Source organism: Mesorhizobium sp. M0185, assembly GCF_040322175.1.
Lineage (GTDB): Bacteria > Pseudomonadota > Alphaproteobacteria > Rhizobiales > Rhizobiaceae > Mesorhizobium.
This window is the reverse complement of sequence record NZ_JAMYSY010000009.1, coordinates 31,732-57,295: the sequence shown is the minus strand read 5'-3', so window position 1 is coordinate 57,295 and position 25,564 is coordinate 31,732. Positions and strand designations below refer to the sequence as shown.

The window sequence follows — 25,564 nt, the reverse complement described above, 5'->3', positions numbered from 1 at the left end:
CTGCAGCTACAGCCGGTGCTGAATGAGCGCCCTGGTCTCGGCGATTCTGTCCTCATTCCGGCGATAGAATATCCACTGCTTGATGCGCTTGCTGCGCAAAAGCCCTGCCTGGGTGAGCACGCGCATATGCTCGCTGAGCGTTGCCTGGGTGATCCCCAGCTTTTCCGCGATCAGCAGCGCGCAGACGCCGTCCTCGACCAGATCGCCGTCCGTCTGCGACGGAAAATGCGCTCGCGGGTCCTTCAGCCAATCGAGGATCTGCAGCCTGCGCTCGTTGGCGATTGCTTTGAAGACATCGATCTCTTGCATTTAGGCACTTTGCCAAGTTACTAAGTTATGTCAACTCTGAATGTCAACTCTGGGAGTGAAAGCATGCTGCACGGCCACACGATCACACGCGAGCGCATTGCGGCGATAGAACCCCGCATCCGGCCCTTCGTGCGCCACACGCCGGTGCTGCGCGTCGACATGGCAGATTTCGGCCGCCCGCCTCTGCCTGTCGACCTGAAGCTTGAGTGCTTGCAGCATTCCGGCTCGTTCAAGGTACGTGGTGCGTTCACCAACCTCCTCGAACGGCCGGTTCCTGCGGCCGGCGTCGTCGCCGCATCGGGCGGCAACCACGGTGCGGCCGTCGCCTATGCCGCCATGCGGCTCGGCCACAAGGCGACCATCTTTGTTCCCGAAGTGAGCCCGCAGGCCAAGCTGGACCGCATCCGCGGCTACGGCGCCGAGCTGATCGTCGGCGGCGCCCGTTATGCCGAGGCGCTGGGTGCCAGCGAGAGCTTCGCCGAAAAATCCGGCGCGCTGCAGATCCACGCCTTCAACCAGGAGGAGACGCTGGTCGGGCAAGGCACGCTCGGCCTCGAGATCGAGGCCGACCTGCCGAAGCTCGACACCCTGCTGGTCGCCGTCGGCGGCGGCGGGCTGATCGGCGGCATCGCTGCCTGGTTTTCCGGCCGCATCAGGATCATCGCGGTCGAGCCGGAGGGTGCGCCGACGCTTCATCGCGCCTTCGAGGCGGGCCGACCCGTCGACGCGCCGGCTGAGGGCATCGCCGCCGATTCGCTCGCGCCAAAGCGTGTCGGCGAAATGATGTTTCCTATCGCCGAGGCATTCGTCGAGCGCTCGATCCTGGTCGGCGACGACGACATTATCGCCGCCCAGGCGGCGCTGTGGGACCGCGTGCGAATCATCTCCGAGCCGGGCGGTGCGGCCGCCTTCGCGGCGCTCCTGTCCGGCCGCTACGCACCGGCTGCAGGCGAGCGCGTTGCCGTACTGGTCTGCGGCGCAAACGCCAATCCGGCGAAATTCTGACAATATCCGGGGCATTATTGTTCACGTTTTGGGGAACCGCCTCGCCTTCGCCGTGTTTGTTGGTATCCTTAGGGCGATGTGCATCCGCTTGGACGCACGAAGTACGCGCTAAGATTTTAGGTCTTCGCATCGTGCTTCCCGAAAATCGACTTTTCGGGCCCATGCGATAGACTCGTGAGGCCTGGGCTATCCCGCCCGGCCAGGAAGGGCCGATGACACAACGACCCATTTTCACCAGCGATCGCAGTCTGGCCAGGCGCCTTGCCTTGAGCCGGCTGGGGACGCAGGTCTCGATAATCGTCGAACGCGGCTGGCCATTGCTGCTGCCACTGATCATCGTCGCCAGCCTGTTCCTCAGCATTTCGTGGCTCGGCCTGTTCCCATTTTTGCCCGATCTGGCGCGGATCGGTCTTATCACGGCATTCGGCGTCGCAGCGCTTGCCGCACTCTATCCACTGCGTTTCTTCCGCACGCCATCCAGTGCCGAGGTCGACCGCCGCATCGAGGCGGCCAACCGATTGCTGCACAGCCCGGTGCAGGTCCAGACCGATCGCCCGAGCGGCAAGGAAAGCATTTTTTCGCAAGCCCTGTGGCGCGAGCATCAGCGGCGCATGGCGGACCGGCTGGGCGAGCTTGGCGGCGACGTGCCGCGCACACGCGTGCCGGAACGCGACCCGTGGGCGCTGCGCGCCGTTGCCGCGCTTTTGTTGGTCACTGCCTTTGCCTTCTCCTTCGGGCCATCGGGCGGCAGGCTGAGCGACGGTTTTGTTGCCCGTGCCGCCCGCGACGTCGTGCCGCCGCGCATTGATGCCTGGGTGACGCCGCCGGCCTATACCGGCAGGCCGCCGGTATTCCTGAACGCCCCGGTCCTGGCCAACAACGCCACTCAAGCGCCGCCGGCCTTCACGGTTCCGGAGGGCAGCGATGTGTCGCTGCGCGTCACCGGCGGTTCGGGCGAGGAAACGCTGAGCTACGCCGACACCGACGGCAACACCCGCGCCATCGATCCGACCGGGCCGCAAGCCGCCAAGACTGAGGCAAGTCCGACAACGCCTTCCACCGTGCGCCAGTTCAGCGGCAAGTTAACGGCCGACGGCACGCTGACGCTGCAGTCCAGCGACGGCGAGCTCGGCCGCTGGGCCTTCGCCATAATTCCCGACAAGCCGCCGCAGATCCGCTTTGTCGGCGAGCCGAAGCGCGCCGTCAACGGCGCCTTCGAACTCAACTACCAGATCGACGACGACTATGGCGCGGCCTCCGCCAAGGCGGTTTTCGCATTGGCCGATCCGCAAGTGCCCAACGCGCATCCGCTCTATGGCCCGCCGGAAATGCCGCTGACGTTGCCGCGCCGCGGCGGCAAGGCCAATGCCGCTAAGACGACGAAGGATCTGACCGACCATGTCTGGGCAGGTGGCAACGTCAAGCTGTCGCTTGTCGCCACCGACGGTGCCGGACACACGGCGACCAGCGAAACCAAGACGCTGGTGATGCCGGAGCGGCCATTCTCCAACCCGTTGGCGCGGGCTGTGGTCGAGCAGCGCCGCATACTGGCGCTCGACGCCTATGCCAAGGACCGCGTGCTCGACCTGATGGATGCAATCACGCTCAGGCCGGAAGACACGTTCGACAACATGGCGCACTACCTCGCCATCATGAGCGCCCGCACCCGGCTGAAGATGGCAGACAGCGACGACCAGTTGCGCGACGAGGTCGCTTACCTCTGGGAGATCGCGCTCGGCATCGAGGAAGGCAATCTGTCGGCGGCCGAGAAGCGGCTGCGCCAGGCGCAGCAGGCGCTGCAGGACGCGATCAAGAACGGCGCCAGCGACCAAGAGATCGAGAAGGCGATGAAGGAACTGCGCGAGGCGATGAATCAGTTCCTGCAGGAATTCGCGGCGCGGGCGCAGCAGAATCCGAATGCGCCACAGATGCAGCAGAACGGCCAGGAACTGCGCCAGAGCGACATCGACCGCATGATGGACCAGATCGAGAACCTGGCGAAATCCGGCAATCGCGACCAGGCGCAGCAATTGCTGTCCGAGTTGCAGGACATGATGAACAATCTGCAGGCAGGCCGCCAGCAGCAAGGCGGCCAGCAAGACAGCGAGATGCGCCAGCAGATGGACAAGCTGGGCGAGATCATGCGGCGCCAGCAGGAGATGATGAACGACACTTTCCGTATGGACCAGATGCAGCGCGGCCAGCAACAGCGCGGGCAGAACCGCGACGAGCAGCTCGGCGAGAACGGTGAGCCAGGCCCGATGGGCGAAGAGGGCAAGCCCGGCCCGGGTGACGACCGCGATCCGCTCGGCCGGCCGAACCCGATGACGCCGCAGGAATTTGCTGACGCGCTGAAGCAATTGCAGGAAGGCCAGGGCAAGCTGCAGAGCGAGCTCGATCAATTGAGGAAGAGCCTCGAAGGCATGGGCCTCGACCCCAATGAGGGGTTTGGCGAGGCCGGCAAATCCATGGGCAATGCCGAACAGGCGCTCGGCGAGGGCGAAGGCGACCAGGCCGTCGGTCACCAGGGCCGCGCATTGGAGGCCTTGCGCAGGGGCGCCAAGGACATGATGAAGCAACTGCAGGCGATGCAAGGCGACCAGGGCGGCAACGGCCAGGGCGGACGCCAGCAGAATGCCGACCGTGACCCGCTCGGGCGGCCCCGCACCAGCGAGGGTCCCGACGACGGAAGTTCGGTGAGAGTGCCCGACGAGATCGACATGCAGCGTGCCCGCCAGATCCTCGAAGCGATCCGCAAGCGGCTCGGCAACGCGCTCAGCCCCGATATCGAGCGCAGCTATCTGGAGCGGTTGCTGGAGCTGAAGTAAGGCTGCCCCCCAATATTCGGAAGATCGCCGTGCGGTCCGTGGAGGCCGCCACCGCCGGACTGAGCGGCACGTTTTAACGGTTGGTGAACGCCTCGCGGATCGCCTCTTCCATGCCGTCGATGGCCTCGCCGGAAGCGTTCGGATTGCGCCGCAGCACCACGTTCGAGGAATCGATGTCGCCGAACCCGTCGGCGGCCGTAAGCTCGCGGCAGCCGGCCGGGATGTTGCTGCGCGAGATCGGCGCAATCGCCAACCCGGAGGTGACGGCGAGCCGCAGGCCGCCATTGGTATCGCTGGTGTAGGCGACACGATAGGCGAGACCGCGCTGTTCCAGCGACTTTATAGCGAAATCCTTGCACCAACCGGCACGGTTGTAGAGCGCGATCGGCACCGGCCGCTCCTCATGCATGTGATGCAGCTCCGACGTCACCCATACGGTCGGGTCATGCATCAGCACCTCACCGCCTGACAGATCCTGCCATTCGAACACCACCGCCAGATCGAGCTCGCCGGCGGCGAGCGCCGCGATCTGCGCACCGGAATGCGCGTAGCGGACGGTGATGTCGACCTGAGGATGGCGCTTGGCAAAGGCGCCGAGTGCCCGCGACAGGATCGCGTGGCCATATTCCTCCGGGATACCGATGCGCACCGGCCCGCCAAGCGGCGCCGCGACCATCGATGCCGCCGTCTCGTCGAGCAGTGAAACGATGCGCCTGGCGTTGGCGATGAGTTCGCCGCCGCGCTGCGTCAACGCTACACCGCGCGACCCGCGCTCGAACAGGCTGTCGCCGATCATGCCTTCGAGCCTCTTCATCTGCATCGAGACCGCCGACTGGGTGCGGCCGGCCCGCTCCGCCGCTTTGGTGAAATTGCCGGTGTCGGCGACCGCCACGAAGGTGCGCAACAGGTCGCTGTCGAGATTGGGTCGCATGTGCCCGCCATAAGAAAATCTGATTGCTGGCATCATTCCAATTCGTTTGCAACATGTCAAACGGCGGACGATAGTCGCCTTACCCATTGGATATGCGGCCGCGAAATCGGCTGCGGACCAATCAAAAGTCCTCACTCGTACCCGCTGCCCGAAACGGTGGCGGGTTCTTTTTACCCGGATGCAGGCCTGCTTTCGGCCGCGCACGCGGGAGACAGGAGCGCCTATGCAGAATCGGCTTGTGCTCGGCATCCTCAGCCTCTGTCTCGGCGTGCTGGTCTTTTCGCTGCAGGACCCGCTGGTCAAGGCGGTGTCGAGCCACTATCCGGTCACCGAGGTGATGGCGATCCGCTCGATCGTCGCCCTGCCGATCCTGGTTTTCCTTGTCCACGCCGATGTCGGATTGCAGGCAATCCTGTCGAAGCGGTTCGGCATGCTGACGATGCGCGCCTTCATCCAGTTCACCTCCTATACGGCCTACTACCTGGCAATCGCCGCCCTGCCGCTGGCTGACGCGGTGGCGCTCTATTTCATGGCGCCGCTGTTCATCATGGCGTTGGCCGGCCCCTATCTCGGCGAACGCGTGTCCTGGCAGGCGCTCGCCACCGTCCTGGTCGGCATGCTCGGCGTGCTGGTGATGGTGCGCCCGGGCGCCGGCTTGTTCGACTGGGCAGCGCTGCTGTCGCTAGGTTCGGCTCTGCTCTACGGTTTCTCGCAGCTGATGGCACGCAAGATCGGCGACACCGAATCCTCGACTGTCATGGCTTTCTATCAGAACGGCGCTTATCTGGTCGGCGCCGCATTTGTGGCGGCATTGTTTTGGCTGGCAGGCATTGACCACGCCGTGCATCCGAGTCTCGAATTCCTCGTCCGGCCATGGGTCTGGCCGGCGACGCCGGATCTCCTCAAGATGGGGGCATGCGGCTTCGTTGCCTCGGCCGGCATGATCCTGTTGTCGCAGGCCTACCGGCTGGCGCCCGCCAACAGCGTCGCCACCTTCGAATACACCGGTATCATCTGGTCGCCGCTATGGGGTTTTCTGTTCTTTGCCGAAGTGCCGCGACCAGCGACGGCGGCGGGCGCAGCCCTCATCATCGGCGCCGGCCTGTTTGCCCTCAATGCCAGCCGGCGCCTGAGCGGCGCGCCAGCCATTACGGCGACCTGCGACCCTGCCTGAAGGCGGTCGGCCTTGGGCTTTAGGCGAAGCAGGCGAGCGCCTGTTCGACGCGGGCGCGGATTTCAGCCAGCGTGAACGGCTTTTGCACGACGTCGAGAATAATGCCGTCCAATTCCTCGGCGCGCTCGCGCTGGTCGGCATAGCCGGTCATCAGCATGATCTTCATCGCCGGGAACAGCGCCGCTGCCGCCTTGGCCATCTTGATGCCGTCCATCTCCGGCATGCGGATGTCGGACAGCACAAGGTCATAGCTCCCTTGCGCCGCCCGGATCAGAGAAAGGCCATATGCGCCGTCGGCGGCAACAGTGACATTATGCCCGGCACGTTCGAGCGCACGAGCGGCGAGAGTGCGGACGGATTCATCGTCCTCGACGATCAGGAGCTTTGCCATGGGCAGCATATTTGGCGGGGAAAAGTTGATGTTTCCTGAAGGCGCCAAGGATCGATGAGGCCTTTTCAGAATTCGCTCCGCCGAGTCAGATGGCGTGGTTTTCGAGAACCGGAGCGGAGCGGACGTTCGAGTCCGCGAGCACCGACAGGTGGCCGCCGGAGTAGAACTATCAAAAGGCCTCAGGCGTCGCCCTTGACGATGCCGACGAACGGCAATTCGCGAAACGCGTGGGCGACGTCCATGCCATAACCGACGACGAAATAATCGGGGCAGTCAAAGCCGACATAGTCGGCGTTGAGCGTGGTCTGGCGGCGCATGCGCTTGTCGAGCAGCACGGCGATGGCACAGCTCCTCGCGCCGCGCGACAGCATGAGGTCGCGGGTGAAACTCAGTGTCTTGCCGGATTCCAGAATGTCGTCGATCAAAAGCACATCGCGGCCGGCGACCTCGTTGTCGATGTCGCGCAGCACCCTCACCTCACCGCTGGTCATGCCGGCGCCATAGCTGGAGATGAAGATGAACTCGACCTCCGGCGACAGGCCGACATCGTGCATGGCACGGATAAGATCGGCGGCGAAGATGAACGATCCCTTCAGCACCGAGATTACCAGAAGGTCGTGGTAGTCGTGCCCGGCGATCTCCTTGGCAAGTTCCAGGTTCCGCCGCGCGATGGCGGACGCCGAAAACAGGACTTCGATGTCCTTGCCGCGCACAACTGGCATTGGCTGCCCTTCCAGAAATGATCGCCTTGTAGGCGAAGCCGACCGAAACGGTCTTCAACCTGTTTCTAGGCATGTCGAGCCGGCTGGCAAGGCCAAATCTTTCGCAGGACGCCCGCGAACGGTCGGGTGTCCGCAGCGCGTAGCGGATCGTTTATCTGGTGACCTGTTGATTTTCTGGCGCCGCTCTAACGAACCAGCGCATGGCCGCCCGAAATCCAGAAGGCGGCAAAGGCGGCACCGACGCCGACAATCCAGAAGATCGGCCCACCATGCACCCACAACGGCCGTTCGACGGCGGTTTCGGGCTTGCGCAACATGTCCATGCCTTCGATCGAAGGCATGGACATCATGCGCGCAGGCGGCGGCGCAAAGTCTGGACGTGTAAAATGGCGGGGCAGCACCTCATAATCGGCATCGATAACCTCGGCGGTCAGGTCGCGCATGATGCGTTCCGGCTCGGCGGCCGGATCGGTCATGATTTCGCCGGAAACCGGGCGCGCGGTTCGATCCTCAGCCATCATGGCCCAACACTACCGCACCTGTTCGCTTTTCGTTTCTTTTGGGTAAACGGAAATGGTTAACGCTTCCCCACCGGAACCCCTGTGACTCGCTCGAAAAGCCCCCAAATTAACCGTCGGTTAACCATGCCGGCCGATGGTCTTTCCACAGAAAGGGCTGGCATCTTGCCGCCGAGAATTTCAGGTCGTCGAAAGTGATCCGCTTCGAAAATGTCGGCCTCCGCTATGGCATGGGTCCGGAGATTCTCCGCGACATCTCCTTGCACATTCCGGAGCGCTCCTTTCAGTTCCTGAGCGGACCTTCAGGCGCCGGCAAGACGACGTTGCTGCGGCTTTTGTTCATGTCGCTGAAGCCGACGCGCGGCCTGATCACCATTTTCGGCAAGGACCGCTCGCGCATCTCGCGTACCGAATTGCCGCATCTGAGACGTCGCATCGGCGTGGTGTTCCAGGATTTTCGCCTGCTCGACCATATGACTACCTACGAGAACGTGGCCTTGCCGCTGCGCGTGCGCGGCCGCGAGGAGGCGACCTATCGCACTGACGTCACCGAGCTGCTGAAATGGGTCGGCCTCGGCGAGCGCATGCATGTGCTGCCGCCGGTGCTGTCTGGCGGCGAGAAGCAGCGCGCCGCCATCGCCCGGGCGTTGATCGAGCAGCCCGAGATCCTCCTCGCCGACGAGCCGACCGGCAATGTCGACCCGCCGCTGGCACGACGCTTGCTGCGGTTGTTCATCGAGCTCAACCGGCTGGGCACCGCCGTGGTGATCGCCACACACGACCTCGGCCTGATGGAACAGGTCGACGCACGGCGAATGATCCTGGCCGGCGGAAGGCTGGACATCTATGACTGAGCTCTCCGTCGAACATTTCGAGGGTCAGGACGCCGCGGCGGCAAAGCCCCGCGTCCAGCGCAAAATGGCGCCGATCGTGCCGGCGCAGAACATCGCCGGCCGGGCGCTGGTGCTGGTCATCGCCATCATGACGTTTCTGTCCTGCCTGACGTTTGGCGCCGTCACGCTGGTGCGTGACACCGCCTCCGTCTGGGAGAACCAGATCTCGCGCGAAGCGACAATCCAGATCAAGCCGGTCGACGGCCTCGACATGGAGGCCGCACTTGCGCTGGCCTCGCAGATCGCCGGCGAATTCCCTGGCGTGAAAAGCGCCCGGATCGTCGACCACGAAGCGACGGCCCGGCTGCTCGAGCCTTGGCTGGGCTCGGGCCTGAACATCGATGAGCTGCCGGTGCCGCGCTTGATCATCATCACCATCGACGAGAATAGTCCGCCCGATTTCGCCGCACTGCGCGCGGCGATCACGCCGAAGCTGCCGAGTGCCTCGCTCGACGATCATCGCACCTGGGTCGACCGGCTGGTTGCCATGGCCCGCACCACGGTAACGATCGGTGTCGCAGTGCTGGCGCTGATGCTGTCGGCGACGGTGCTGACCGTTGTGTTCGCAACGCGCGGCGCCATGGCCGGCAATGGCCACATCATCGAGGTGCTGCATTTTGTCGGCGCCGAGGCGCGCTTCATCGCGCGCGAATTCCGCCGGCATTTTCTGGTCACCGGCATGAAGGGCGCCGCGGCAGGCGGCGCCGCGGCGATCCTGGTCTTCATCGTCTTCTCCTGGTGGTCGTCACGCAACATGGCAACGCCGCAGGCCGACCAGGCGACCGCCCTGTTCGGCAATTTCGCCATCGGCTCGGCGGGTTATCTCGGGGTCGCTGTCATGGTGCTGGTGATCGGCGCGCTGACGGCGGCAACCTCCCATTTCACCGTGGTTACCTATCTCAGCGACATCGACATTCGCCAGCCGGACGCCGGCTAAAGGAAAGATCGATCACGGATGGAAACGCATCGTCACGAAAATTGCATTTTTTTCCTACCAAAGGCCGTATTTCGGGATTAACCATTTCATGATGGACGTTCGGGACTCGACCGATACCGCTGGATGCATGCCAGTGCTGGTTGCGCGCCCGCCTGTATTCGCCGAGCCTGATGAATTTGCCAAGCCGGATCAGTTCGCCAAACATGGGCGGCTGCTGGCAGCCCGCTCCTTGCGCATCTCGGCTCTCCTTCTGCTCGCCTTTATGGCGCTGTTTGTCGCCGGCTTCGGCTGGTTCGCCAATACCGTCAGCCGCCTGACTACGCCCGCCAATCCGGCAAGGGCCGACGCTATCATCGTGCTGACCGGCGGCCAGTCGCGCCTCGACGCTGCGATGGGCCTGCTTGCGTTAGGCAAGGGCGAGCGGCTGCTGATCAGCGGCGTCCATCCCTCCGCCAGCCGCCGCCAGCTTCAGGCCGCGACCGGCGGCGACAAGAGGCTGTTTTCCTGCTGCGTCGACATCGACCGCGCCGCGCTCGACACGATCGGCAATGCCGAGGAAAGTGCCAAATGGGTCGAGGACCATGCCTACGGCACGGTCATTCTCGTCACCAATAATTATCATATGCCGCGTAGCTTGCTGGAAATGGGCCGGCTGCTGCACGGCGCCAGGCTCGAGCCCTATCCGGTGGTCAACACCAACCTCGAGAATGGCGGCTGGCTGACCAAGCCGGAAGCGCTGCGCGTGCTGTTCACCGAATACAACAAATACCTGCTGGCGCTGGCGCGCGGCATCATGCCGGTGAAGCAATCGCCCAACGGCGTCACGCTGGCCGACGCCGCGGGCGGAAACTGAACGGCACCGGCACTTTTATTCCCTAGCTCTTATTCCCTGGCTGCTGCATCTGATCGCAAGCGTGCGATCTCCTGTTCGAGCCGTTCGATGCGCTTGTCGCGTTCGCCCAGCGCCGCCGCCACGCCGGCAGCTTCGAAACGCTGCGGGATGTGCTGCGAGCAATTTGAATCCCAAGCCGAAACCGTAAACAGGATAACCTGCTCGGGTCGCGCCTTATAGTCTTGCGGCATCAGCTTTGCCGTCAGCTCGGCATCGCCCTCGACGACGCGCGCCCTGCCCCAGATCTTGATGCGCTGCCGGTGCGCATAATCGATCAGGAATAGGAAAGCCTGTGGGTTGTCGCTGAGGTTGCCCTGGGTGATGAACTGCCTGTTGCCGGAAAAATCGGCAAAGCCGATCGTCCGTTCGTCGAGCACCTTGAGGAAACCGGCAGGCCCGCCGCGATGCTGGATGTAAGGCTGCCCGTCCGCATTGGCGGTCGACAGAAAGACGCTGGTCTGCGCCTCGATGAAGGCGGCGAGATCGGGCGTGATTACCGCCTGCCAGCCGCCACGCTCCTCGACACGGGCATAGGCCTGGCGCGAGCCCTTGCGCGCCTGAATCGCCTTCACCGTCGGGGTGAAAGCAACATCGCTGGTGTGAGCGTTCATGGAAGCCTCCTCAAGCGCCGAGCTGCGCTGCATTGCTAGTAAGGAAATAGGTCCTTCCATCTTCGAGATGCAGATGCCATATCTGCAATCTATCCTTCCGTTTTTCGGGAGGGCAAATTTTCGGGAGAGCTATGGATCGCCTCCAGTCCATGTCGCTTTTCGTTGCCGCGGCGGAGACAGGCAGCCTCTCGGCTGCCGGGCGCCGCTTCGGCATTCCGCTGACGACGGTCAGCCGCAAGGTTTCGGACCTGGAGCGGCATCTGAAGACACGGCTGTTGAACCGCACGGCGCGGCAGCTGTCGCTGACCGATGCGGGCCATGCCTATCTCGCCGCGTGTCGTCGCATTCTCGACGAGGTCGGCGAGGCCGAGCGAATAGCCGCCGGCGAATACAGCGCCCCGACCGGCGAACTGATCGTCACTGCGCCGATCGTCTTCGGCCGCCTGCATGTGCTGCCGGTCATCACCAGCTTCCTCTCCGTCTATCCTGAGGTAGGTGTGCGGCTGACACTCGCCGACCGGATAACCCAGTTGGTCGAAGAGCACATCGACCTCGCCGTCCGCATCGGCGAGCTTGCCGATTCGAGCCTGATCGCCACCCGCCTGGGTTCGATCCGCCGCGTCGTTTGCGCGAGCCCGGCCTATCTCGCCGAGCACGGCACGCCGAAAACGCCGCAGGAGCTTGCAGCACACAGTGCAATCGCCTTTGAAGGGCTCACCGCCGCAGCCTGGAGCTTCGCCACCGGCAAGACCGAAGTCAGCGTGCCGGTCCGCTCCAGGTTACGGGTCAACACGGCTGAGGCAGCGATCGATGCGGCGATTGCCGGCGTCGGCGTGACGAGGCTGCTTTCCTACCAGATCGCCGCCGCAGTCCGGTCGGGTAGGCTGCGCCCGGTGCTTCAAGAGTTTGAGCCAGACCCATGGCCGGTGAGCCTCGTCCATGCCGGCCAGGGGCTACTGCCGGTGAAGCTGCGCGCATTCCTCGACTTCGCCGCCCCGCGCCTGAGACAGCGCCTGCTGCAGGCGGCGTGGCAAACGTGACGAAGACGGCCCATCGCAAGGCCGGGCCGATCGCCCGCCTCGCAGCGTTTCCTTTTTGCCGGCGCTTGGTGTAACCAACGCACACCTCCTCACCGGGCACTTGCTGTATGCTGTATTTCCGCTCGCTGGCGTTCAATCTCGCCTTCTACCTCAATTTGATCGTCCAGATGATCCTCTGGACCCCGTATTATTTCCTGTCGCCACGCCATCGCGCCTGGTTCGTGCCGAAATTCTGGTCGCGCACCAGCATGTGGCTCTACGACAAGATCGCCGGCACCAGAAGTGAGATCACCGGCCAGGAAAACCTGCCTGACGGCTCCTTCATCCTGGCGCCGAAGCACCAGTCCTTCTGGGACACGATCGCTTTCCTGCCTTATCTCGACGATCCCGTTTACATATTGAAACGGGAGCTGACCTGGATCCCGTTCTTCGGCTGGTACATTTTGAAGATGCGGATGATTCCTGTCGACCGCGGCAGCCGCTCGAAGGCATTGAAGACGGTGATCGCCGCGACCAAACAGGAATTGGCGCGCAATCCGCGCCAGCTGATCATCTATCCCGAGGGCACCCGCCGCGCGCCGGGCGACGAACCGGTCTACAAATACGGCATCGTCGAACTCTACGCGCAACTTGGCATTCCGGTGGTGCCGGTCGCTCACGTCGCCGGCCTCTATTGGCCGCGCCGCAAATTCCTGCGCTATCCCGGCACGATCAAGGCGCGCTTCCTGCCACCGATCCCGCCCGGCCTCGGCAAGGACGAATTCATGCAACGGCTGATCGGCGAGACGGAGGCCGCCTGCGACCAGCTCCTCGTCGAAGCGGCGCAGACACCGAACCCGCCGCCGATGCCGCCGACGGCGGTGAAACGGCTTGGTGAGCTGGACGCGAAACCTGAATTGAAAGACTGAGACACCCACCGCGGATGCCAGAAAGGCTCACGGCAAGGCAGCCAGGGCGGCTGTTGCAACCAGCGTCACGGCAAACACCAGATTGATGATCCGCGACGCCAGCGGTTTGCGCAGCAAACGTGCAAAAGCCGCGCCGGCGAGAAGCCACAAGAGATGAATGGCAACAATCATCAAGGCGAGGACCGCCAGCTTGGCTGAAATAGCAAGACCGCCGGCGCCGGAAGACGCGCCGGCAAACACGGCGGCAATCGCCACATAGGCTTTCGGATTGGCAACGGCCAGAAGGAACCCGCCCAGGAAAGTGGGAAGCGCCGCCCCACCAATGCGTGCCGCCAGTGGCGGCGGCGTCGCAATCTTGAACGCCAGATAGAGGATGTAGGCTGCTGACGCGACCGCCAACAGCGCTGCGAGCTTCGGCAGCGCGGTGAGAACGGCCATGATGCCCGTCGCCACGACCAAAAGCACGAGGACCGTCCCGACAACGATTCCCGAGGCATAACGGAGCGAATCGCGCAGGCCGAACGCGGCGCCGATCGCGGTGACACTTATCGTCGCCGGCCCTGGGCTGCCCATAACGATGGCCGATGCCAGCACAAGCGCCAGCAATCGCTCCCATAGCTGCTGATCGAGAAGACCCTGTCCGGCCATGCGGCGTCCCTGCATCCTGTGACGAGGCAGGGACGGTAGGGTAAGGCAGCGGCGCCGGTCTTGAACGATCGTGCGCGGCTATGCGCTGGCCTTGTCGAGCTCGACGATATCGTCCGGACTGAGCTGCAACGATGCGGCACGCACCAGGCTGTCGAGCTGGTCGAGCGTCGTCGCGCTGGCGATCGGAGCGGTGACGCCGGGCCGCGCCATGACCCAGGCAAGCGCCACTTCCGCCGGCTTGGCCGAATGTCTGGCCGACACCGCGTCGAGCGCTGAGAGAATGCGCATGCCGCGCGCGTTGAGATACCCTTTCACACCACTGCCGCGCGGGCTTTTGCCGAGATCGGCTTCGCTCCGGTACTTGCCGCTCAGAAACCCCTTGGCGAGGCTGAAATAGGTGATGACGCCGATGTCCTCGGCCGCGCACAGATCGCGCAGCGGACCATCGAAGGACGAGCGGTCGTAGAGATTGTATTCCGGCTGCAGCACCTCGTAGCGCGGCAGACCGCGCAGGCTTGCTACGTCAAGTGCGGCCCGCAACTGGGCGGCGTCGAGGTTGGAAGCGCCGGCATAACGGATTTTGCCCTTGTCGAGCAGTTTCTGGTAGGCGCCGAACGTTTCCTCATAAGGGGTCGCCGGGTCGGGCCAGTGCGACAGATAGAGATCGACGCTATCGACCTGCAGCCGCTTCAGCGAGGCGTCGATGGCCTTTTCGATGTAGGCGGCGGACAGATCCCTCTTGCCCTGCCCCATATCCGAACCGACCTTGGTGACAACGACAACCTTGTCGCGGTTGCCGCGGCTTTTCATCCATTTGCCGATAATGGTTTCGGATTCGCCGCCCTCGTGGCCGGGAATCCAGCGCGAATAGGAATCGGCCGTGTCGATGGCGTTGAGGCCAGCGTCGACAAAGCGGTCGAGTAGGTCGAACGAGGTTTTCTCATCGGCGGTCCAGCCGAACACATTGCCGCCCAGAACCAATGGCGCGATGGATAGGTCGGTGCGACCGAGACGACGTTTCTGCAAGGCTGATCTCCATGGTGATTCATGCTGGGGCGGGTGGGAGCCGCCGACCGGGCTAACCTATGTCGCACCGTGGCAACGTCAAACGCATAGCCTCTTTTCCAGCCCGCCGCCGCTTCACAAAACCGCGACCCGCCGCGCCGTGTCGGGCTTCAAGACGCTGTCCCGAATTTCCAAACCAGTACCCTCTGAGGAAACAATCTGGCAAGTTTAGCACATAGATTGTCAAATCTGCCAATTCAGACCTTTGCCGGCCGGCCATAGGTTCCGCGGCGCCGACGCAAATCTCGGCCAAGCCGGGACTGTTTGCCCCGGATCGTTTGTTGTGGAGATCGGAATGAAAGCAATTGTATTTGACGCCATCGGCTCGCCGCGCGACGTGCTCTATATGGACGACCTGCCGATGCCGCGGATCGGCGACGGCGAGGTGCTGGTCAGGATGGTCTCGGCCTCGATCAATCCGGGCGACTTCCTGTTTATCCAGAACCTCTATCCCGAACCGAAGAGGCCGCATTTTCCCCGGCAGATCGCGGGAAACCATGGCGCCGGCATCGTCGAAGCCGTTGGCGCGGACGTTTTGCTGGAACCGGGCACGCTTGTCGCATTCAGCTATTATGGCAGTTGGGCCGAGTACGCGGCCATTCCCGCCGAATGGCTGATCCCGTTGCTTGCCGGCTATCCGGTCGAACGCGCCGGGCAGATGGTGAACCCCATTACCGCGTGGGATCTGCTGGTGGATTCCCGTGTGCGGCCTGGCCAGTGGCTGGCTGTCACGGCCGGCTATTCGTCAATTTCGACAATGGTGATGCAGTTCGCCCAACGACGCGGTATCAACGTCATCGCGCTGGTGCGGCGCTCGCACCAAAGCTTCGATCTGAAGACGCTTGGCGCCGCCGCCATTCTTGACCTTTCTGACTTGAAGGCAAGTATCCGGGAAGCGGTGATGGATATCACCGGTGGCGCCGGATTGAACGGGATTATCGACAATGTCGGCGGACCTGTCAGCGGCGAATTGATCCGCACCCTGGCGCTCGGCGGGCAGATGGTGATCAATGGCGGCATGAGTGCCGAGCGCTTCGAACTGCACAATTTCGATGTGTTGCTGAGCGGCGTCGAGATCAGGGCGAATATCTATCGCTATTTCTTTTCGCCGCCGGTCGAAGCCGACCGGCCTGTGCTACGCGAGATCATCGACATCTTCGGCCAGCCCGGCTTCCACGTTCCTGTCGGCGGTCTCCACCCGCTGACCGAGTTCAAGCTGGCCGTGGCAAACAGCCTGGATCGCGCCGATCTTGGCAAACAGATTTTCGGGATGTAGCCCGCATCACGACACCGAAATCATCATCGTCAACGGTAAAAGAAGCTACGTCGCGACCCGTCTTGTCACTTCTTCCAGCCAGTGGTCGCTTATACCCAGTGCTTCGAGGTGCTCCAGCGTGCTGAGCACGTAATCCTCATTCCTCCCCGACTGGCCGACGGCGCCGCGGACGACAGCCGCCGCCTCGGCAGCGTCGAGCGCACCGGCATATTGCTCATGGCTGCGGTCGACAACGTAGGCCACGGCTTCCACCGTCTCGCCCCCATTGGTGCCGCGCCTGTCCGTCTCCTCGTTATCGAGGCGGATGCGGAGCACACGTTCGAGATAGACGTTGGTGACCAGCTCGCGTTCGCGCAGATAGGTGATGACCTCGTTGCGCAGCTCGCCTGGAACCCGGAACGCCAGCCCAATGCAGGAGCCGCCGCGGTCGAGGCCGAGCACCAGGCCCGGCCGTTCGCGCGTGCCGCGATGCACGAAAGAATAGACGCAGAGCGAACGGCGGTAGCCATGCAGGCGGGCGCGCCGCGTCTCGACATGCGCGAATCCCGGCCGCCAGATCAGTGAGCCGTAGCCAAAAACCCAAAAATCGCCCATATCGCCAAGCCTGATTGTGACGACCACCTCACCGGTGGTGTTTCAGTCCGTCTACCTGTTGTTGCCGCAAGCGACAGCCCGCCCCTGCCACCCGCGTTAACGAAAGCCGCAGCATGACGTCAAGTGACGAGCGCCCGCCGCCCAGCCAACGTCGCCGCCTGTTGTGGCTTGCCGCTTTCATTCTCGTGCTGTTCGGCATCTACAGCGCGGGCTGGTTCTACCTGGCGGACCTGGTCGAGAGCGCGACCGACAAGGCGGTCGCCGATCTCGACGACAAAGGCATCAGGGCCGACTGCGCCAATCTCGCGGTCAGCGGCTATCCCTTCAGCTTCACCCTTTCCTGCGACAGCCTGGCTTACGAGGACGACAGCCGCAACGTCGCGGCATCGACAGGCAAGATCAACGCCGCCACGCAGATCACCCGGCTTTTGTCGCCTGCCGCCGAGATCAGGGGGCCGCTCAGGACCTCAGTTCCCGGCATGACCCCGCTCTGGATCGACTGGGATGATCTGCGGGCCGACATGAAGCTGTCCTGGCCGCTGCCGAGGCGCCTCTCGCTGCAGGCAGAAGGCCTGTCCGGCCAGACCGATCCGGCAGACGACACCGATCCCGTCTCGCTGTTCAGCGCCGGAACTGCCATCGGGCAATTGCGCCCAAACGGCCCGGACATCGACTATGCCGGCAATTTCACCGATCTCGAAATCGACGCGGCGGCCATCGACGGGCGCGTCTTGCCGCCGCTCGACGGCAGCGGCGACGTGACGCTGAAGAACGGCGTGACGCTGATCAAGGCAAATCCGAAGAGCCTGCGCGGCCAGGCGGCCGAAATCCACAAGCTCGATCTGTCGTCCGGAACTGCGCGCATCACCGTTTCCGGACCGCTGTCGGTCGATGACGACGGTCTCATAAATGCCGACCTGACGATCAGGCTCAATGATCCAAAGGCCGTGGCGGCAATCCTCGCCACCGCCATCCCCGAGCAGAAGAAACAGATCCAAACCGGCTTTGCCGGACTGGCGCTGCTCGGCAACCAGCCGTCGATGCCGCTGAAGATCGTCAGGGGCAAGGCCTCGCTCGGCTTCATCCCGCTCGGCAAGATCAAGCCGCTCGACTAAAGTATCCGCGTTGGTCAAGGGACAGATGGTGTCCAGGTCCGATTGTCCCTGAGTAGTGCGTTTGCGAGGATGATGAGCTTTCGCATGATGGCTGTGATGGCGAGTTTTGAGGCTTTGCCGTCGGCCGTGAGCTGGTGGTATTTTGCCTTTAGATCGGGATTGAAGCGTTTCTGTGAAACGATGAACCGCTCTAAGCCGGGCCGGTCTGCGATCGGCTTACCGCGGCCTATCCCTTCGGCGGATGTTCGATCGCCTGGCGGCCGAAATCCGGTACGTCGATGTCCTGGCCGGCCTCGATAATCGAGCGGCGGACGGCGCGGGTGCGGGTGAACAGGTCGAACAGTTTTTCGCCGTCGCCCCAGCGGATCGCCCGCTGCAGCGAGGACAGATCCTCGGAAAACCGCGCCAGCATTTCGAGAATGGCGTCCTTGTTGTGCAGGCAGACGTCGCGCCACATGGTCGGGTCGGACGCCGCGAGACGGGTGAAGTCGCGAAAGCCGGAAGCCGAGTATTTGATGACCTCGGACTTGGTCACCGACTCCAGATCGTCGGCGGTACCGACGATGTTGTAAGCGATGATATGCGGCAGGTGCGAAACGATGGCCAGCGTCATGTCGTGATGCTGCGGGTCCATCGTATCGATGTTGGAGCCGCAGCGGCGCCAGAATTCCGAGAGCTTTTCCAGTGCTGCGGGATCGGTGCCGGGCAGCGGCGTGAAAATGCACCAGCGGTTCTCGAACAGTTCGGCAAAACCGGCGTCCGGTCCCGATTTTTCGGTGCCGGCCAAAGGATGGGCAGGGATGAAGTGCACGCCATCAGGCACGTGCGGCTGCATCTGCGCGATCACCGACGCCTTGGTCGAGCCGACATCGGTGAGGATGGCGCCCTTCTTCAGCGCCGGCGCGATCTCTGCGGCGACCGTGCCTGAAGAGCCGACCGGCACCGAAACGATAACCAGATCAGCATCGCGAACCGCCTCTTTCGCATCCGTCGTATAGGTGTCGCCAAGGCCGAGTTGGCTCGCGCGTGCCAGCGTCGCGTCGCTGCGCGTCGAAATCGCGACTTGGCCGGCGAGTCCCTCGCGGCGGATGACGCGGGCCAGCGACGAGCCGATCAGGCCGATGCCGACCAGCGCGATCTTTTCGAACATCGGTGAGGTCATGGTGTTCTAGCTTTTCAGGAATGTCGCGAGTGCTGCGACAACGCCGCGATTGGCCTCTTCGGTGCCGATGCTCATGCGCAGCGCGTTCGGAAAACCGTAGCCGGAAACGCGCCGCAATATGTAGCCGCGCGCACTGAGGTAGTCGTCGGCGGCCGCCGCCGAATGCTTTTTGTCCTCGGGAAAGTGGATGAGGATGAAATTGCCGACGCTCGGCGTCACCCGCAGCCCGAGCCCGCTTAGTTGCTCGCTCAGCCAGGCTAGCCAGGTCTCGTTGTGCGCGACGCTGCGTTCGATATGGGCGCGGTCGTGGATCGCCGCGATGCCGGCCTCGATCGCCGTCGCATTGACGTTGAAAGGCCCGCGCACGCGGTTGATCGCGTCGATGACGTGCATTGGCGCATACATCCAGCCGATCCGCGCCCCGCCCAGGCCTAATTTGGAGAAAGTGCGGGTCATGACCACGTTTTCCGCGCTGCCCACCAACTCGACGCCGGCTTCATAGTCGTTGCGCCGGACATATTCGGCGTAAGCTGCATCCAGCACCAGAAGCACGTTTCGCGGCAGGCCGGCATGCAGGCGGCGCACCTCCTGGAACGGCACGTAGGTGCCGGTTGGATTATTTGGATTGGCAAGGAAGATGATCCGGGTAGCCGGCGTCACCGCGGCGAGGATCGCATCGATGTCGGCGCGTTCATCGGTCTCCTTGACCGTTACCGGGACGGCACCGGCCGACTGTATGTAGATCTTGTAGACCATGAAGCCGTGTTCGGTGATGATGGCTTCGTCGGCGGGTGCGAGATAGGTCTGCGCCAGCAGGCCCAGAATCTCGTCGGAGCCGTTCGAGCAGACGATGTTCGCCGGGTTGAGCCCGTGCACCTCGGCGATCGCTTCCCTCAGGCGCCTGGCGCTGCCGTCGGGATAGACCGCGAGCTTGTCGGCGACCGCGCGCGCGGCCTCTATCGCCTTTGGCGAAGGACCGAGCGGGTTCTCGTTCGCCGACAATTTATGGACCTTGGCGGCACCTTCAGGCGCCGCGCTCTTGCCGGGCACATAGGCTTCGATGTCCATGATGCCGGCGCGGGGCCTTGGACGTGTCTGATCCGGGGTCTGGCTCATTTCATGAAATCCGTCGAGAGTGCCTCCATCGGGAGGCCGCAGCGGAAATACAAGCCGTGGCCCGGAATGTCGAGGGGCGGCAATTCGGGATCAAGAACTTGCCGTTGACGAACCCACGCGCGAGTCATAGAAGAGCATCGACAGTTCCGTGGTGATTTGGCCGGTCGGCTTGCAGCCACGTTAAACAACTTGCTAAAGGGCCGTTTGCATCTTGTAACCGGCTTTGCGAAGGCATGGCCGGTTTTTTGTTGCCCTGACTGGCTGTTGCCCGGACCGGCGGACAACGGAAGGCCGGGCAAGGAGATGTAATGGTCGTTTTGCGCGCTCGAAAAACCAACAACGAGGCCGACCAGCCGTCGAGCCCGGTGTTGCGTTTCGGCGCCGACAAGCCGCTCAAGCTCGACGCCGGCACGCTGCTGTCGCCGTTCCAGATCGCCTACCAGACCTATGGCACGCTCAACGACGCGCGTTCCAACGCCATCCTCGTCTGCCATGCGCTGACCGGCGACCAGCATGTCGCCAACACCAATCCGGTGACCGGCAAGCCGGGCTGGTGGGAGGTGCTGATCGGCCCCGGCAAGATCATCGACACCGACCGTTTCTTCGTCATCTCGTCAAACGTCATCGGCGGCTGCCTCGGCTCCACCGGCCCCGCCTCGACAAGTCCCGCCACAGCCAAGCCTTACGGGCTCGACCTGCCGATCCTCACCATCCGCGACATGGTGCGGGCGCAGTTGATGCTGGTCGAGCATTTCGGCATCGAACAGCTGTTCAGCGTGCTGGGCGGCTCGATGGGCGGCATGCAGGTGCTGCAATGGGCCTCCAGCTATCCCGAGCGCGTCTTCTCGGCGCTGCCGATCGCCACCGGCGCCCGTCATTCCTCGCAGAACATCGCTTTCCACGAGGTCGGCAGGCAGGCAGTGATGGCCGACCCGGACTGGCACGGTGGCAAATATTTCGAGCATGGCAAGCGGCCGGAAAAAGGGCTGGCGGTGGCGCGCATGGCCGCCCACATCACCTATCTGTCGGAAGCAGCGCTGCACCGCAAGTTCGGCCGCAACCTGCAGGACCGCGAAGCGCTGACCTTCGGTTTCGATGCCGACTTCCAGATCGAGAGCTATCTGCGCCATCAGGGCATGACCTTCGTCGATCGCTTCGATGCCAACTCCTATCTCTACATGACGCGGGCGATGGATTATTTCGATCTCGCCGCCGACCATGGCGGCCGGCTGGCCGATGCCTTCGCCGGCACCAAGACGCGCTTCTGCCTGGTTTCGTTCACTAGCGATTGGCTGTTCCCGACCGAGGAGAGCCGCTCGGTCGTGCACGCGCTGAACGCGGCCGGCGCCTCGGTATCGTTCGTCGAGATCGAGACCGACCGCGGCCACGACGCCTTCCTGCTCGACGAACCGGAACTGTTCGCCGCCATCAAGGGCTTCATCGCCTCGGCCGCTCGGGCGAGAGGGCTCGGCGCATGACCCCGAAAAGTTGCGGACCGTTCGGATCAGGACCATGCGCCAGGCATCAGCGCATGACCCCGAAAAGTTGCAGACTTTTCGGATCAGGATCATGCGCCAGGCAAGAGCCGAAGGCATGAGCGTCAACCGCGCCCAGCGCGTCGACCTCGAAGTCGTCGCCGATCTCATCCCGCCGCAGTCGCGGGTGCTGGACGTCGGTTCCGGCGACGGCCTGCTGCTCGAATTGCTGCAGGAGACCAAGAAGGTCGATGGCCGCGGGCTGGAACTGTCGCAGCGCGGCGTCAACGAATGCGTGGCGCGCGGCCTGTCGGTTATTCAAGGCGATGCCGACAAGGATCTCCAATTCTATCCCGACAAGGGTTTCGACTTCGTCGTTCTGTCGCAGACCTTGCAGGCGACCCGCAATCCGAAGCTGGTGCTCGACGAACTGCTCCGGATCGGCAACCGCGCCATCGTCTCATTCCCGAATTTCGGCCACTGGCGGGTGCGCCTTTCGCTGCTCTTCAACGGCCGCATGCCGGTGACCAAGGACCTGCCCTATTCCTGGTACGACACGCCCAACATCCATTTCTGCACCATTCGCGACTTCGTCAATCTGTGCGACGAGCTTGGCGCGACGGTGGAAAAGGCAACCGCGCTCGACGCCAACGGCCAGCGGATCGGCTTCTCGATGCCGTGGTGGTTCTGGAACTTTTTCGGCCAGCAAGCGGTATTTCTGCTGAAACGATAAGAGCCAATCGTGGCAGATCGTCCCCCTATTCAAGCACGTCCGTGGCCTTGTGCGGGTGCTGGACGCCATCAACGAAGACCACGTCGGACCGGGAATTGCCGGTACGCAGCGGCAATATCTCCTGATAGGCGGGCGAGTCGTACCATGCGCGCGCCTGCTGCCTGTCGGGAAATTCGATGATTATGAGATAGCCGGGCCAGGTGTTTTCAACGATTTCCACCTCGCCTCCGTGCACCACGAAGCGGCCGCCAAACGGTTCCAGCGTGGCATCGATCTTGTGCAGGTACTCGACGATCTGCGGTCCCGGCGTGACCTGGCGCATATGGGCGACGGCGTAGGCGGTCATGGCGTATCTCCTTGTGGTCGAAGGCCGGACAACCGGCTTGATGGGAGCAGTTTGCCGAGACGTAATGCGCTGGTCGATTACCCCAGAGGTAATGACACTGAATACAAAAACGAAGCGCGGCTGCCGTCACCTGAAAGATATTTCCGCCTGGCACCGATGATTTCCACCCACCTGCGCTGTCCTTATCGATGAGCGCGCCTGGATGGTCCGGCGGCCGGAAACGAGAGGTGATCCATGGGATCGTTGCAAAATCAGAATGTCGTCGTCGTCGGAGGCAGCCGTGGTGTCGGCCGCTCGATCGCGGAGGCCGCTCTCAAGGAGAAAGCGACGGTGCTGGCCGTTGCCCGCGGAAAACAGGCCCTGGCGCAATTTGCCTGGGAGGTCTCGGGCGTGAAGACGCTCGCGGTCGATGCTACGGTGGACTCCGCCCCGGATAAGGTCTTCGCCGCGCTTGAGCCGGACGTGCTGGTGATCTGCGCAGGTGCGCTGGCGCCTTCTGCGCCGGTGCATGAACAGAACTGGAAGGCGTTCTCGGCAAATTGGGACACGGACGTCAAGGCGTCGTTCCTGTTTTGCCGGGCCGCTCTGCGGCGTCCGCTCAAGCCGGGGACCCGGATCGTTCTGATCTCCAGCGGCGCGGCCTTGACCGGCGGACCACCGAACGCCGGCGGCTATGCCGGCGCAAAACGCATGCAGATGTTCCTGGCCGGTCATAGCCAGAAGGAGGCCGACCGGCTTGGCCTCGGCCTGCGCTTCATGGCGCTCGCGCCGATGCGCATCATGCCGGAAACCGGCGTGGGCAAGGCCGGCGTCGACAGCATAGCGGCCTATATGGGCATCCAGCCGGCGGACTTCATCGCCGCCATGACCGACATGCAAACGCCGGCCGATGTCGGACGGGCGGTGGTCGCACTCGCCACCGGCCAGCCGCAAGGCAGTTCCTTCATGGTGAGCGGTAGCGGGCTTGCCCCGGCCGCCTGAGGGGCGCGTAATGCAACGCTCGCTCGTAACCGCACAAGCCACATGACAGACGCTCAACCACCTCTGGAACCAGCACGCCAGCCGATCCTCGATCGGCTGGCCTTCGAGAAGGTCACGGCCGCGCATCGCCGCGAGCTCAAGCTGCATTGTTATCGCATGATGGGTTCGCTGCACGAGGCCGACGACCTCGTCCAGGACACGTTGCTTCGCGCCTGGCGCGCAAGATCGGAGTTCGACGGGCGAGGTTCGGTTCGCGGTTGGCTCTACATGATCGCGACCAACGCTTGCCTCAACGCCATCAAGGCGAGGTCGAGGGCGCGTCGCATTCTCCGGGAACCCGGACGGCAGCCCTCGCACGGGGCGGCCATAGGCGGGCCGGTAGCCGACATCGCCTGGCTGGAGCCCTACCCCGACGCCGAGCTTCCAGACATTGCCGGCAGCGAGCCAGGTCCGGAAGCCCGTTACGAGAGCCGCGAGGCCGTCCAGCTCGCCTTCGTCGCGGCGATCCAGGATCTGCCGCCCAGGCAGCGCGCCGCGCTGCTGCTTGCCGACGTCCTCGGATGGTCGGCCGTCGAGACGGCGCGTTTGCTGGGCGGATCGACGGCTTCGATCAACAGCGCGTTGCAGCGCGCCCGCGCAACCCTTGCAGCGCGCTATCCTCAGGGACGGCCGGCCAGCCGATCACGGCCCAGCCCCGAAGAAGGCCTGCTGCTCGAACGCTACATGCAGGCTTGGCAGGCCGCCAATCTCGACAGCTTGATCGAGCTGCTGCGTGAGGACGCCATCTATACCATGCCGCCTTGGCGTGAATGGTATCAAGGCCGCGAAGCAATCCGCGGTTTCTTCGAGACCGTCTGGCCGAGGTTTGGCGGCTTTCGCACGCTGGCCACCCGTGCCAATGCCCAGCCGGCGGTCGCGGTTTATTCCCGCAGCCACGACGGCCCTGAATGGCGGGCCCATTCCCTGCATGTGTTCGACGCAGCCGAGGGCGGGATCGCTTCCTTGACGATCTTCATAGGGCCGCTCGGGCCATCTCTGTTCCCGGCCTTCGGCCTGCCACCAGCTTAGCTTACCCCTGGGCCAGCCTTATCGGTCGAGTTCCGGGAAATATGGGTCCGAGAAAAACCTTCGGTCGCGCTCGCCTTGCAGGCAGTCGATCGGTGCGTCGATGCGGATCGTCCTCGGATCCACCTTGGGATACTCGATGCCGCTGACCTCGAGGATCAGTTTGCGGCGAGTGGCGGTGGCGAATTCGGAAGCAGCATAGATCGGCAGCACGAACGAGCCCGGCCCGCCGGTGACGCATTCGGCATAGTACCGGTCGAGATGGCTGAAGGTGGGTGACGGGCTGATCAGGATCGGCAGCCCGTTGATGACGATGCCCTTCGCCAGCGCCGCATCGCGTGCCGTTGTGACCGGCAAGCCGGTGTTGTTTGGGCCGTCCCCCGAGACGTCGATGACGCGGCGTTTGCCGGTGAAGGCCGTGCCGTTGAAAAGCTCGGCACCGAAAGCCACAGCACCGGAAATCGAGGTGCCGCGAAAGCTCCTGAACGGGCGGGCCGCGATCTTGTCGGCGAAAGCGTTGGCGCTCTCCTTGCTGTCGACGACCTGCCAGGCAATGACCGCATCGTCGCGGATGGTGCCGGCCCATTCGAAATAGGCGATGGCGATGCGGCCGAAGGTGCCGGCACGCACGGCGTTGATGAAGTCGGGGTGGCGCAGCGCCGCGACATAGCCGGCGCGCTGCAGGGCAAACTCCCTTTCATCCATCGACTGCGAGATGTCGACGGCCAGCACCAGCTCGACATCGACGGCAATTGCATTGGCCGGTGCGGCCGCAGGTGCCGCCGGGGTGCAGGCAAGGCAGGCGAGCAGGGCGAGAGCGTCAAGCATG

Annotated in this window: 27 protein-coding genes, 1 pseudogene and 1 riboswitch; of the genes and pseudogenes, 14 read left to right on the top strand and 14 right to left on the bottom strand. The window is 63.6% G+C overall.

Going from position 1 to position 25,564, the window contains the following annotated elements:
• Positions 1-6: 6 nt before the first annotated feature.
• Positions 7-309 (bottom strand): ArsR/SmtB family transcription factor, encoded by a 303-nt coding sequence (locus tag NKJ20_RS09745; protein WP_352646661.1) that lies wholly within the window; start codon positions 307-309, stop codon positions 7-9.
• A gap of 63 nt (positions 310-372) precedes the next feature.
• Between NKJ20_RS09745 and NKJ20_RS09740 the strand changes: the two genes are divergently transcribed.
• On the top strand, positions 373-1,314 hold the full coding sequence (locus tag NKJ20_RS09740; protein ID WP_352743781.1) for a threonine/serine dehydratase: 942 nt from the start codon (positions 373-375) through the stop codon (positions 1,312-1,314).
• Positions 1,315-1,526: 212 nt separating this feature from the next.
• Complete coding sequence (locus tag NKJ20_RS09735) at positions 1,527-4,142, top strand: TIGR02302 family protein (RefSeq protein ID WP_352743779.1); 2,616 nt, start codon at positions 1,527-1,529, stop codon at positions 4,140-4,142.
• Positions 4,143-4,215: 73 nt separating this feature from the next.
• Here the strand turns inward: NKJ20_RS09735 and NKJ20_RS09730 are convergent, their stop codons facing one another.
• The gene (locus tag NKJ20_RS09730; protein WP_023677927.1) at positions 4,216-5,073 is read right to left on the bottom strand and encodes a LysR substrate-binding domain-containing protein; all 858 of its coding nucleotides are present in this window, start codon (positions 5,071-5,073) and stop codon (positions 4,216-4,218) included.
• A 223-nt stretch (positions 5,074-5,296) separates the two neighbouring features.
• Between NKJ20_RS09730 and NKJ20_RS09725 the strand changes: the two genes are divergently transcribed.
• Complete coding sequence (locus NKJ20_RS09725; protein WP_352743777.1) at positions 5,297-6,247, top strand: DMT family transporter; 951 nt, start codon at positions 5,297-5,299, stop codon at positions 6,245-6,247.
• Between the two features lie 19 nt (positions 6,248-6,266).
• Here the strand turns inward: NKJ20_RS09725 and NKJ20_RS09720 are convergent, their stop codons facing one another.
• The 3 genes from NKJ20_RS09720 to NKJ20_RS09710 all read right to left on the bottom strand — a co-directional run bounded on the left by NKJ20_RS09720 (position 6,267) and on the right by NKJ20_RS09710 (position 7,836).
• Positions 6,267-6,638, bottom strand: coding sequence for a response regulator (locus NKJ20_RS09720; RefSeq protein ID WP_352743775.1), 372 nt, complete (start codon positions 6,636-6,638; stop codon positions 6,267-6,269).
• Positions 6,639-6,817: 179 nt separating this feature from the next.
• Complete coding sequence (gene hpt, locus NKJ20_RS09715; RefSeq protein ID WP_352743774.1) at positions 6,818-7,360, bottom strand: hypoxanthine phosphoribosyltransferase; 543 nt, start codon at positions 7,358-7,360, stop codon at positions 6,818-6,820.
• 185 nt (positions 7,361-7,545) lie between these two features.
• Positions 7,546-7,836 (bottom strand): hypothetical protein, encoded by a 291-nt coding sequence (locus tag NKJ20_RS09710; protein ID WP_352743772.1) that lies wholly within the window; start codon positions 7,834-7,836, stop codon positions 7,546-7,548.
• A gap of 236 nt (positions 7,837-8,072) precedes the next feature.
• Between NKJ20_RS09710 and ftsE the strand changes: the two genes are divergently transcribed.
• The 3 genes from ftsE (at position 8,073) to NKJ20_RS09695 (ending at position 10,561) form a co-directional block, all read left to right on the top strand.
• Entirely contained in the window at positions 8,073-8,732 is a 660-nt protein-coding gene (gene ftsE / locus NKJ20_RS09705; protein WP_023677923.1) for a cell division ATP-binding protein FtsE, read from the top strand.
• Positions 8,725-9,708, top strand: coding sequence for a cell division protein FtsX (locus tag NKJ20_RS09700; RefSeq protein ID WP_352743770.1), 984 nt, complete (start codon positions 8,725-8,727; stop codon positions 9,706-9,708). Before ftsE ends, NKJ20_RS09700 begins: the two co-directional genes overlap by 8 nt.
• A gap of 262 nt (positions 9,709-9,970) precedes the next feature.
• Entirely contained in the window at positions 9,971-10,561 is a 591-nt protein-coding gene (locus NKJ20_RS09695) for a YdcF family protein (RefSeq protein ID WP_502898855.1), read from the top strand.
• A 29-nt stretch (positions 10,562-10,590) separates the two neighbouring features.
• Here NKJ20_RS09695 and NKJ20_RS09690 read toward each other — a convergent pair whose 3' ends face one another.
• Complete coding sequence (locus tag NKJ20_RS09690; protein ID WP_352743768.1) at positions 10,591-11,211, bottom strand: pyridoxamine 5'-phosphate oxidase family protein; 621 nt, start codon at positions 11,209-11,211, stop codon at positions 10,591-10,593.
• A gap of 131 nt (positions 11,212-11,342) precedes the next feature.
• On the opposite strand from NKJ20_RS09690, the gene NKJ20_RS09685 reads away from it, so the two are divergent.
• Both NKJ20_RS09685 and NKJ20_RS09680 read left to right on the top strand, forming a co-directional pair.
• A complete protein-coding gene (locus NKJ20_RS09685; RefSeq protein WP_352743766.1) occupies positions 11,343-12,251 on the top strand; it encodes a LysR family transcriptional regulator in 909 nt (302 codons plus the stop codon).
• Between the two features lie 107 nt (positions 12,252-12,358).
• The gene (locus NKJ20_RS09680) at positions 12,359-13,159 is read left to right on the top strand and encodes a lysophospholipid acyltransferase family protein (RefSeq protein ID WP_352452463.1); all 801 of its coding nucleotides are present in this window, start codon (positions 12,359-12,361) and stop codon (positions 13,157-13,159) included.
• Positions 13,160-13,186: 27 nt separating this feature from the next.
• Here NKJ20_RS09680 and NKJ20_RS09675 read toward each other — a convergent pair whose 3' ends face one another.
• Both NKJ20_RS09675 and NKJ20_RS09670 read right to left on the bottom strand, forming a co-directional pair.
• Complete coding sequence (locus NKJ20_RS09675; RefSeq protein ID WP_352743764.1) at positions 13,187-13,807, bottom strand: LysE family translocator; 621 nt, start codon at positions 13,805-13,807, stop codon at positions 13,187-13,189.
• Positions 13,808-13,885: 78 nt separating this feature from the next.
• Entirely contained in the window at positions 13,886-14,833 is a 948-nt protein-coding gene (locus tag NKJ20_RS09670) for an aldo/keto reductase (RefSeq protein WP_352743762.1), read from the bottom strand.
• A 334-nt stretch (positions 14,834-15,167) separates the two neighbouring features.
• Here NKJ20_RS09670 and NKJ20_RS09665 point away from each other — a divergent pair, with 334 nt between their 5' ends.
• Complete coding sequence (locus tag NKJ20_RS09665) at positions 15,168-16,148, top strand: quinone oxidoreductase family protein (RefSeq protein ID WP_352743760.1); 981 nt, start codon at positions 15,168-15,170, stop codon at positions 16,146-16,148.
• 45 nt (positions 16,149-16,193) lie between these two features.
• Here NKJ20_RS09665 and NKJ20_RS09660 read toward each other — a convergent pair whose 3' ends face one another.
• Positions 16,194-16,742 carry a gamma-glutamylcyclotransferase gene (locus NKJ20_RS09660; RefSeq protein WP_352743758.1) on the bottom strand — a complete coding sequence of 183 codons (549 nt, stop codon included), beginning with the start codon at positions 16,740-16,742 and terminating at the stop codon, positions 16,194-16,196.
• Between the two features lie 113 nt (positions 16,743-16,855).
• Here NKJ20_RS09660 and NKJ20_RS09655 point away from each other — a divergent pair, with 113 nt between their 5' ends.
• On the top strand, positions 16,856-17,857 hold the full coding sequence (locus tag NKJ20_RS09655; RefSeq protein ID WP_352743756.1) for a DUF2125 domain-containing protein: 1,002 nt from the start codon (positions 16,856-16,858) through the stop codon (positions 17,855-17,857).
• Positions 17,858-17,871: 14 nt separating this feature from the next.
• Here the strand turns inward: NKJ20_RS09655 and NKJ20_RS09650 are convergent.
• From NKJ20_RS09650 to hisC, 3 genes and pseudogenes are all read right to left on the bottom strand, one after another.
• Positions 17,872-18,027, bottom strand: a pseudogene (locus NKJ20_RS09650) (IS110 family transposase); the annotation flags it as partial.
• A 56-nt stretch (positions 18,028-18,083) separates the two neighbouring features.
• Complete coding sequence (locus NKJ20_RS09645; protein ID WP_352743754.1) at positions 18,084-19,019, bottom strand: prephenate/arogenate dehydrogenase family protein; 936 nt, start codon at positions 19,017-19,019, stop codon at positions 18,084-18,086.
• A gap of 6 nt (positions 19,020-19,025) precedes the next feature.
• On the bottom strand, positions 19,026-20,135 hold the full coding sequence (gene hisC / locus NKJ20_RS09640; RefSeq protein ID WP_352743752.1) for a histidinol-phosphate transaminase: 1,110 nt from the start codon (positions 20,133-20,135) through the stop codon (positions 19,026-19,028).
• A 138-nt stretch (positions 20,136-20,273) separates the two neighbouring features.
• A riboswitch (SAM riboswitch) is annotated at positions 20,274-20,351 on the top strand.
• 92 nt (positions 20,352-20,443) lie between these two features.
• Between hisC and metX the strand changes: the two genes are divergently transcribed.
• Complete coding sequence (metX, locus tag NKJ20_RS09635) at positions 20,444-21,613, top strand: homoserine O-acetyltransferase MetX (RefSeq protein WP_352743751.1); 1,170 nt, start codon at positions 20,444-20,446, stop codon at positions 21,611-21,613.
• Between the two features lie 115 nt (positions 21,614-21,728).
• Positions 21,729-22,343 (top strand): methionine biosynthesis protein MetW, encoded by a 615-nt coding sequence (metW, locus tag NKJ20_RS09630; RefSeq protein WP_352471435.1) that lies wholly within the window; start codon positions 21,729-21,731, stop codon positions 22,341-22,343.
• A 25-nt stretch (positions 22,344-22,368) separates the two neighbouring features.
• Here metW and NKJ20_RS09625 read toward each other — a convergent pair whose 3' ends face one another.
• A complete protein-coding gene (locus NKJ20_RS09625) occupies positions 22,369-22,689 on the bottom strand; it encodes a DUF1330 domain-containing protein (protein ID WP_352743750.1) in 321 nt (106 codons plus the stop codon).
• Between the two features lie 234 nt (positions 22,690-22,923).
• Between NKJ20_RS09625 and NKJ20_RS09620 the strand changes: the two genes are divergently transcribed.
• On the top strand, positions 22,924-23,670 hold the full coding sequence (locus NKJ20_RS09620; RefSeq protein WP_352452472.1) for an SDR family NAD(P)-dependent oxidoreductase: 747 nt from the start codon (positions 22,924-22,926) through the stop codon (positions 23,668-23,670).
• 42 nt (positions 23,671-23,712) lie between these two features.
• Positions 23,713-24,738, top strand: coding sequence for an RNA polymerase subunit sigma-70 (locus tag NKJ20_RS09615; protein WP_352743748.1), 1,026 nt, complete (start codon positions 23,713-23,715; stop codon positions 24,736-24,738).
• A gap of 18 nt (positions 24,739-24,756) precedes the next feature.
• On the opposite strand, the gene NKJ20_RS09610 is transcribed toward NKJ20_RS09615, so the two are convergent.
• Positions 24,757-25,563 carry a DUF1194 domain-containing protein gene (locus tag NKJ20_RS09610; protein ID WP_023677905.1) on the bottom strand — a complete coding sequence of 269 codons (807 nt, stop codon included), beginning with the start codon at positions 25,561-25,563 and terminating at the stop codon, positions 24,757-24,759.
• Position 25,564 lies beyond the last annotated feature (1 nt).